This window comes from Kitasatospora sp. NPDC029312 (assembly GCF_055569215.1).
Window position 1 is genome coordinate 19,932 of sequence record NZ_JBVHXY010000011.1, and the last position, 8,340, is coordinate 28,271.

The window sequence follows — 8,340 nt, forward strand, 5'->3', positions numbered from 1 at the left end:
GACCTCCCTCACCACCCGTCAGTGGCCGACCGCTTCGGCCGCTGACGGGTGGTGACCCGTCCGGCCCCCGGGCTGCTCCGCCGCCCCGGGCCGAGGGCCCTTCATCGGGCTGTCATCGGCCCTCCCTAGCGTGGCCGCGTACAGACAAATGCCCGACCGCAGGGGGAAGGACGGCTCGATGGCACGGAGGAAATCCAGAGCGAGGCTGCCGATGGCACTCCTCGCCGCGGTGGCGTTGATCAGCACGATGGCGGCCGCCGGCTCGCCGGCCGCGGGCTCGCAGTCCGGCGGCTCCCGGGCGGCCGGGCCGCAGGCCGCCGGACAGGCGCCGGACAAGCCGACGATCCGCTACACGGAGTACGGGATCCCGCACATCATCGCCTCCGACTGGGCGGGGCTGGGCACCGGTTACGGGTACGCCGCGGCCAAGGACAACATCTGCACGCTGGCCGACACCTATCTGATGGTCGACGCCCAGCGGTCGCGCTACCTGGGGCCCGACGGCCGGACCAGTCCAGGGGAGCACCAGAACACCACCACCAACCTCAACAGCGACCTCTACTTCCAGCGGATCAACGACACCCGGGTGGTGGAGCGGCTGATCGACCAGCCCGCCCCCAACGGGCCGGAGCCGGACGTCAAGGAGGCCATCCGCGGCTATGTCCAGGGCTACAACAGGTACCTGGCCGAGACCGGCGTGAACAACATCTCCGACCCGGCCTGCCGAGGGGCGGCCTGGGTACGGCCGATCACGGAACTGGACGTCTACCGGCACGCGCACGCCGAGATCATCATGGGCGCCGCCGATCCGCTGCTGGACGGTGAGGTGAACGCCGCACCCCCGGGCGCGTCGTCCGCCTCCGCGTCGGCCGCCCCTTCGTCCTCCGCCGCGCCGTCCTCCGCCGCGCCGTCCGCCGACCCGAAGTCCGCCGCCGCGCCGCCGGCGCTCTCGACGGAGGAGACCGCGACGAAGATCCGCGACGCGATGGCCGCCAGTCGGCAACAGGGCAGCATGGGCAGCAACGCCCTGGCGGTCGGCTCGCAGGGCGTGTCCGGGGGCACCGGCATGCTGCTGGCCAACCCGCACTTCCCGTGGCAGGGCAAGAACCGGATGTGGCAGAGCCAGCTGACGATCCCCGGGAAGATCAACGTCTCCGGCGCCAGCCTGCTCGGACTCCCGGCGGTGAACATCGGGCACACCGACGACGTCGCCTGGAGCCACACGGTCGCCACGGTGTCCCCGTTCGGGCTGTTCGACGTCCAGGTGGACCCGCTGCACCCGACCAACTACCTGGTGGACGGCGCCTGGCAGCCGATGACCTCGCAGCAGGTCGGCGTCGACGTGCTGAAACCGGACGGCTCCGTCGGCCGGGTCACCAGGACGCTGTGGGCCACCCGCTACGGCCCGATCACCACCTCGATGCAGGGCGTCCAGCTCCCCTGGGCGGTGAGCGCCCACGCGGTGCGCGACGCGAACATGGACAACCTGCGGGCCCTGAACACCTGGTTCCACCTCGACCAGGCCAAGGACGTCAACGACGTGGTGAACGCTCTGGAGACGACGGAGGGCGTGCCCTTCTTCAACACCATCGCCTCCGACCGCAAGGGCAACGCCCTGTACGCGGACATCCAGGCCACCCCGAACATCACCGACGAGCACGCGCAGTCGTGCCTCACCGCGACCGGCCGACTGCTGTTCAACCAGGGGCTGCGACTGCCCAACGTGCCGCCGATCTCCATCTTCGACGGCAAGCGCAGCGAGTGCGACTGGCCGAACGACCCCAACGCGGTCGCACCGGGCCTCCTGGACCCGCACAAGCAGCCCCGCCTGATCCGGTCCGACTTCGTGGGCAACGCCAACGACAGCGCCTGGCTGGCCAACCCCGAGCAGCCGCTGTCCTTTCCCCGGGTGATGGGCGACACCGCGGCCCCCCGCTCGCTGCGCACCCAGGAGCTGATCCTGACCGCGCAGAACCGGATCAACGGCACCGACGGCCTGCCGGGCCGGGGCTTCACCCCGGAGACCATGCAGCAGTTGCTCTTCGCCGACACCAGCAGGGCGGCCGACCTGGCCCTCAACGCCACGGTGACCGCGTGCCAGAGCGCGCCCTTCGGGCTCGTCCTGGTGGACGGCAACCTGGTCAACGTGAGCGGGGCGTGCCCCGTCCTGGCCGCCTGGAAGGACCACAGGTACACGGCGGACAGCCGGGGGTCCTGGCTGTTCGAGAACTACTGGTACTACCTGACCAACGGCCAGGCGATCGAGAAACTGCCGTGGCGGGTGCCCTTCGACCCCAAGGACCCGGTGCACACGCCCAACTCGCTCGACCCGGGGAACTCCGCCGTCCGCGACGCGCTGGCCCGGGCCGTTCTCGCGCTGGGCAAGGCGGGCATCGCGCTGGACGCGCCGCTGTCGGACGTCCAGAAGATCACCCGCAACGGTGAGACCATCCCGATCCACGGGGCGGTCCACGAGCTGGGCGTGCTGAACGTCGTCACCCCCGGCACGGTCGACGGCAAGCCGGACATCGTCTTCGGCTCCAGCTTCATCCAGCAGACCCGGTTCACCGCCGACGGGCCGCCGCAGGCCGCCTCGATCCTGGCCTACTCCCAGTCGGCCAACCCGAACTCACCGCACTACGCGGACCAGACCGAGCTGTTCGCGGCCGGCCGGTGGGTGACCGAACGGTTCACCGAGGACCAGATCGCGGCCTCCCCGGCACTGAAGGTCAAGATCCTGGACTGAGGCCGCCGTTCGGGCACGCCGGAACTCCGACGAACGGGTGCCGGCGTGCCCCTCCACCCGGGATTCCGCGGCCCTCCCGACCGGGACCGCGCCGCGCGACGACAAGACCACGAGATCCGGCCATGAAGATCCGGCCCATGAAGGGGAACACTGTGACGAGGACGACGAGCCGGTGGCGAACGGTGGTGGCCCTGTTGGCCGTCATCGTGGGAATGGCCACGACGGCGGGCACGGCCCGGGCCATCGGCGGCACCGGGGCGCCGCCGCCGATGGCGGACGGTTTCGGCCTGACCCAGGTCGACACGACCGTGGGCGGCCCGATCAACTTCTACCTCACCGTGACCACTCAGGAGGTGACGGGCAAGCACCACATCAAGATCATCCTGCCGAGCGGCTACTACGACGACCCGGCCAGGCGCTACCCGGTGCTGTACTTCCTGCACGGCTCGCCCGACGACCCGGTCCAGCAGAACTATCCGGCGCTGACCACCTCGAACGCGATGATCACCGTCATCCCGGACGGCGGCGCCCGGGGCTGGTACGCGAACTGGCTCAACCAGAACACCCAGATCGGCGCCCAGAACTGGGAGAACTTCCACCTCAAGCAGGTCATCCCGTTCATCGACGCCAACCTGCGGACCATCGCGACCAAGAAGGCCCGGGCGATCGCCGGCGTCTCCATGGGCGGGTTCGGAGCCTTCCACTACGCCCAGGACCACCCCGAACTGTTCAGCCAGACCGCGTCCCTGTCGGGGGACATCGACCTGTCGGCCGACTCCATGGACCTGCGGCTGGCCGTCGTCGCCTCCCTCATCGACGCCCAGGGCGCGGTCTGCGGCTCGTCCTCCGGCGCCTGCGACCCCAACAACGACCCGTACAAGCCGGGCGTGGACAGTGACGCCCTGTTCGGCACGCCGTACCCGGTGTTCAACGCCGACTGGCGGTGGAACCAGGCCGACCCGTCACAGCACATGGACAAGCTCGCCGGAATCGGCGTCTCGGTGTACGTCGGCAACGGACGCGGCTCGGCCACCGAGCCGGAGTTCTGGCTCGAGGGCGCGGCCAAGCACGTCAAGGACCGGATGGACGCCCTCGGCATGCCCTACCACTACGTCGACTACGGCGACGGCGCCGCCTGGGGCACCCAGTGCAACGGCGGCCACAACGGGGGCTGCTGGGAGCAGGACCTGAGGGACCTGATCCCCCGGCTGGAACGGGCCTTCGCCTCCTGAACATGCGCAGCGATGCCGCGCCACGCGGCTCCGCCGGGGCTCCACCGGGCAGCGCCCCGGTGGGGCCCCGCCGCGCGCCGGGCAGGTCACCGGGCGGCCCCGGTGAGGCCGAGCCCGACCTCGTCCCCGCACAGGATCATCCGGTACGTCAGCCGCAGCATCCGGCTCGGCGGGACCCCGAGCTCGTCGGCCAGCCGCCGGCGGGCCCGGTCGAACACGGCCAGGGCGTCGGCCTGCCGGCCGCCGCGGTACAGCGCCCGCATCAGCAGCGCGGCCACCGGCTCGTTCAGCGGGTGCTCCGCGGACAGGGCGAACAGCTCGGCGGTCGCCTCCGCGTACTGGCCCAGCCGCAGCTGCCAGTCCAGCTTCCGCTGGGCGACGGCGATCCTGCGCTCGGTGAGCCGCAACCGCTCCAGTTCGGCGAGCGGGCCGGGCAGCCCGGCCAGGAGCTCGCCGCGGAACAGGGCCAGCGCCCGGGCACAGAAGCGGACCGCCTCCCCCGGCTCACCCGCCCGGTGGGCCGCGTCGGCGTCGGCGACCAGGCTCTCCATCCGCTCCACGTCCACCTCCGTCGCGCCGGAGGCCAGCCGGTAGCCGCAGCGGTCGTGCTCGATCACCGGATCCGGGCAGTTCCCGGTGCGCAGCGCCTTGCGCAGCCGGTAGATGTGGACCGGCACCACGTTGGTGACCGGCGGCTCCGACCCCCACACGCCGTCCAGCAGTTCCTGCTGGCTGACCGTCCGCCCCGCCCGCAGCGCCAGCGCTGCCAGGACGGCCTGCTGGCGCAGGTGCCCCAGGTCGAGGGGCCGCCCGTCCTGCCAGGCCCGCAGTGGTCCGAGCACCGAGATCCGCACCAGCGGTGCGGTCGGCCGGCCGGCGGCGTTCCGCCGTGCCGGGCTGGTCACCTGGGTGCGGGGGCCGTGGCCGGGTGCGACCAGCCCGCAGTCGAAGGCGTGCACGATGGCGGCGGCCCGGTCGCGCAGTCCGAGCTTCGCCAGGATCCGGGCGAGGTGCCCCGCGACGGCGTCCTCGGGGACGGCGAGGGCGGTGGCGATCTCGTCGTCCCGCAGGCCGCAGCCGACCGCGTGGAGCACCCTGCGTTCCTGGTGCCCGAGGACGGCGGCGGTCGGCCGGCTGGTGGTGGTCGTCGTCGGCATCACTGCTCCCTGGGCTCTGGGCCGGCTGATCCGGCGGACGCCGTCGACAAGCTAGTGAGGCGGGTGCCGGGCGGGGAATCCGGAACGATCCGGAGTACCGCGCGGGCCGGCCGGGGGCCCGGGGCCCGGATGAGGACGCCGTGGCCCCCGCACCCGGCCGGGCCGTTCCCGACCCGGCCGGAGGGTCCGGTCAGGGTCCGGTCAGGGGCAGGGCTGCAGCGCGGGGCGGTCCTTGGTGCGGACGGCGGGGAGCCAGGCGGTGGCGGTCCCGGGGAGCCGGACCCGGTACCAGAGGGTGGAGGTGCGGTCCTCCTCGTCGATGATCGGGAGGCCGGTGGGGAGCTGGCAGTCGGCGTCGAGGGTGTCGTCGTGCCAGACCCGGGTGGGCACCACGTTGTCGGCGGTGTAGGGGCGCAGCGGGTTGACGGCCAGGCCGAGGCTGCACATGGGGTCGTGGTCGGTGCGGTCCTGGCAGCTGCGTTCGGCGTTGAAGACCCGGATGCGGGCGGAGTGCGGGGGCGGTGCCGGCTCCGGCCAGAGGGCGGCGGCGGTGACGGCGGCCGTGGCGCAGGCGGCGAGGGCCAGCAGGGCGGTGCGCGGTCGCGGTCGTGGGCGGCGGGGCCGGCGGCCGGACCGGTGCGCGCGGATGCGGGCGAGCAGGCTCTCGGCGGTGTGCGGGGCGCGCGCGGCATGGCTGGGGGCGAGGCAGTCGGCGGCGAGCTCCCGCCAGAACGGCGGGACGTCCGGGGCCAGCCGCAGGGCGGCGCGGCCCTCGGCGTACTGCTGGGCGGCGGCACTGCGGGCGGTGGGGGTGGCGCCCGGGAAGGGCGGGACGCCGGCGGCGAACACCTCGTGGATCACGATGCCGAGCGCCCAGATGTCGGCCGTGGCACGGACCTTGATGCCGCGCTCGCCGAGCGGTTCCCGCCAGCGTTCCGGCGGGAGGTAGTCGGGGGTGCCCATCGGGGCGGTGTGGCCGTGGGTGCCGACGAGTTCGATGGCGAGGCCGAAGTCGGAGAGGCGGACCTCGCCGTCCCGGCCGATCAGGACGTTCTCCGGCTTGAGGTCGGTGTGGACCCAGCCGGAGCGGTGCAGGTGGGCCAGGCCCTCGCAGATGCCGGCGATGATCAGGCCGCCCTGGTCCTCGTCCACCCCGGTGGCCAGCAGGTCGCGCAGGGTGCACCGGGCGCGTTCCATGACCAGCACGATCGAGCCGTCGAGCGCCGGGTGGTCGGGGGCGGCCAGGGTGAGGGTGTCGATCAGGCGGACCAGCCGGGGGTGCGGGGCGGTGCGGGCCAGTTCGGCTTCCCGCCGGGCGGCTTCGGCGACCTGTCGGGCCTGGCGGGGGGCGAGTCCGGCGGTGGGCAGCACCTTGAGGGCGACCGTGCCGTCTGCGTCGTCTGCGTCGTCTGCGTCGTCCGTGCCATCTGCGTCGTCCGTACCGCCCGCACGGGCCGTACCGGCGGGACCGGTGCCGGCGTCCTCGGCCCGGCGCGCCGCGTAGACGGTCGCCCAGCCGCCTTCCCCGATGGGCCCGATGACGGTCCACGCGCCGACCCGGTGGCCGGGTGGCAGCAGTTCCCCGCCGTCCTCGACGGAGTCCGGGTCGTGCACCATCAGCACCCCTACCGCCCGGCCTCGGCGGCTTCGGGGCGCGGCAGGAGCGCGAGGTGCTCCTCTCGCACGATGCCGAACTTCAGCGCGAGTCCGACGACGGCCTCGCGCTTGCCGTTGCGGCGGTCCGCGCGGGCCGCGCCGTCGGGCAGCTCGATGCGGAGCTTCTCGTCGGCGAGGTAGTCGAGATGAGAGCTGACCGCGCGGGCGGTGAGCCGGGCGCAGGCGGGGTGGCCGCGCAGCCGGGTGACCACCTGGGGAGTGGTGGGCACGGCCGCGGGGGAGTGGTCCCGCAGCCACGGTTCGCAGAGCGCGACCAGCACCAGGAAGTAGGTGGCGGTCTCGTCCAGCGAGTACGCCGTCATGGTGCGGCTCTCCCGGGAGCCGCCGTGGGCGTGCGGGTCGAGGTAGACGTGGTCGGGCGCGAACACCTGGAAGGACAGCGGCGTGTCGCGCCGCGAGGGCAGCACCACCCGGGAGAACTCGAACGGGATCGGCGCGCCGATCCGCCGGGGCGGCACCCGCAGGTACTCGCCGGCGCCCTCCGGGTTCTCCACCAGGTAGGCGTGGGTGTTGCTGAGGTTGCTCAACTGCCAGTGGTCGTCGGTCGCGTGGATCTCCCCGGCGAGCCGGGAGACGGCCTCGTCGCCGAGTCGCAGCTCCACCGGTGTCCCGGCGGAGCCGCGGCCGAAACGCGCCCGCTCTCCCGGGCCGAGCCGCAAGGTCACCGCGGCCTCGCCGTTCCCCTCCGGCAGGTGGACGAGAATCCCGCTCACCGTTCCTCCGTCCCGAGCACCGCTCCCCCGTTCCCCCGCTTCGCATGCCGACCACTGTCGGACGGACGAACGTTACCTCTTTGAGCATGCCAATAAACCGTAGCGTGGCGCAGGCCACGTGACGGTGGAAGCGGAGGAGCGGGAGCACGCGTGCTCCCGCTCCGGCCGCCGCAGCAGGCCGGGCCTGCTGATCGGGGACATGGTCGAGCTCCGGGGGTACCGGTGTGATCAGGGAACGGCGGGTCCGGCGGTGGTGTTGAGCCAGGTCCAGTCGGACCAGGTGGAGAATCCGGTCTGCCACTTGTGGTAGACGCCGGCGCTGCTGGTGCCGAAGACCTCGATCCGGCCGTCGGCGTTGGCCGCCGCGACGATGTCGGTGCCGGCCCCGCCGAAGGTGTCCCAGGGGTTGTAGGACGCGTTGACCCCGGTCTGCCAGGTGTGCTGCGCGGTCGTGCCGTTGATGGCGAACACCTCCACCCGGCCGTCCGGCGAACGCTCACTGGTCAGTTGGGCGTCGGCGGGTCCGCCGGCGGGTTCCCAGTCGGACCAGGTGGTGGGGTTGGTCTGGTACTTGTGGAAGGCGCCCTTGGGGCCGGAGGCGAAGACTTCGAGTCGGCCGTCCTGGTTGTGGTCGACGGTGAGGTCGTGGCCGCCGCCGCCGAAGGTGTCCCAGCTGGACCAGGTGCCGTTGACGGCGGTCTGCCACTGGTGTTGGAAGGCGGTGGCGTTGAGGGCGAAGACTTCGAGGCGGCCGTCGGGGGCTTTGCCGAGGGCGATCCGGCTGTCGGCGGGGCCGCCGCCGGTGGGTTCCCAGT

The 8,340-nt window shown here is 72.8% G+C and carries 6 protein-coding genes; 2 read left to right on the forward strand and 4 right to left on the reverse strand.

The window, feature by feature from the left end; all coding sequences use genetic code 11:
* The first annotated feature begins 211 nt into the window (after window positions 1-211).
* Together ACZ4WV_RS11705 and ACZ4WV_RS11710 are read left to right on the forward strand one after the other, a co-directional pair.
* Window positions 212-2,746: a penicillin acylase family protein gene (locus ACZ4WV_RS11705; RefSeq protein ID WP_465745321.1), complete on the forward strand. Its 2,535-nt coding sequence runs from the start codon at window positions 212-214 to the stop codon at window positions 2,744-2,746.
* Window positions 2,747-2,898: 152 nt separating this feature from the next.
* Entirely contained in the window at window positions 2,899-3,978 is a 1,080-nt protein-coding gene (locus ACZ4WV_RS11710; protein WP_465745323.1) for an alpha/beta hydrolase, read from the forward strand.
* 86 nt (window positions 3,979-4,064) lie between these two features.
* On the opposite strand, the gene ACZ4WV_RS11715 is transcribed toward ACZ4WV_RS11710, so the two are convergent.
* From ACZ4WV_RS11715 to ACZ4WV_RS11730, 4 genes are all read right to left on the reverse strand, one after another.
* Window positions 4,065-5,135: an AfsR/SARP family transcriptional regulator gene (locus ACZ4WV_RS11715; protein WP_465745325.1), complete on the reverse strand. Its 1,071-nt coding sequence runs from the start codon at window positions 5,133-5,135 to the stop codon at window positions 4,065-4,067.
* 201 nt (window positions 5,136-5,336) lie between these two features.
* Entirely contained in the window at window positions 5,337-6,752 is a 1,416-nt protein-coding gene (locus ACZ4WV_RS11720; protein ID WP_465745327.1) for a serine/threonine-protein kinase, read from the reverse strand.
* Between the two features lie 8 nt (window positions 6,753-6,760).
* A complete protein-coding gene (locus ACZ4WV_RS11725; protein WP_465745329.1) occupies window positions 6,761-7,525 on the reverse strand; it encodes a serine/threonine protein kinase in 765 nt (254 codons plus the stop codon).
* A 228-nt stretch (window positions 7,526-7,753) separates the two neighbouring features.
* On the reverse strand, window positions 7,754-8,340 hold a 587-nt coding region (locus ACZ4WV_RS11730; protein WP_465745331.1), incomplete at its 5' end, for a DUF8189 domain-containing protein.

What these genes read in the sequence shown, in the direction of transcription:
- ACZ4WV_RS11705 (WP_465745321.1), top strand. Translation starts at nt 212, where the DNA reads ATGGCACTCCTCGCCGCGGTGGCGTTGATCAGCACGATGGCGGCCGCC.
- ACZ4WV_RS11715 (WP_465745325.1), bottom strand. Translation starts at nt 5,135, where the DNA reads ATGCCGACGACGACCACCACCAGCCGGCCGACCGCCGCCGTCCTCGGG.
- ACZ4WV_RS11720 (WP_465745327.1), bottom strand. Translation starts at nt 6,752, where the DNA reads ATGGTGCACGACCCGGACTCCGTCGAGGACGGCGGGGAACTGCTGCCA.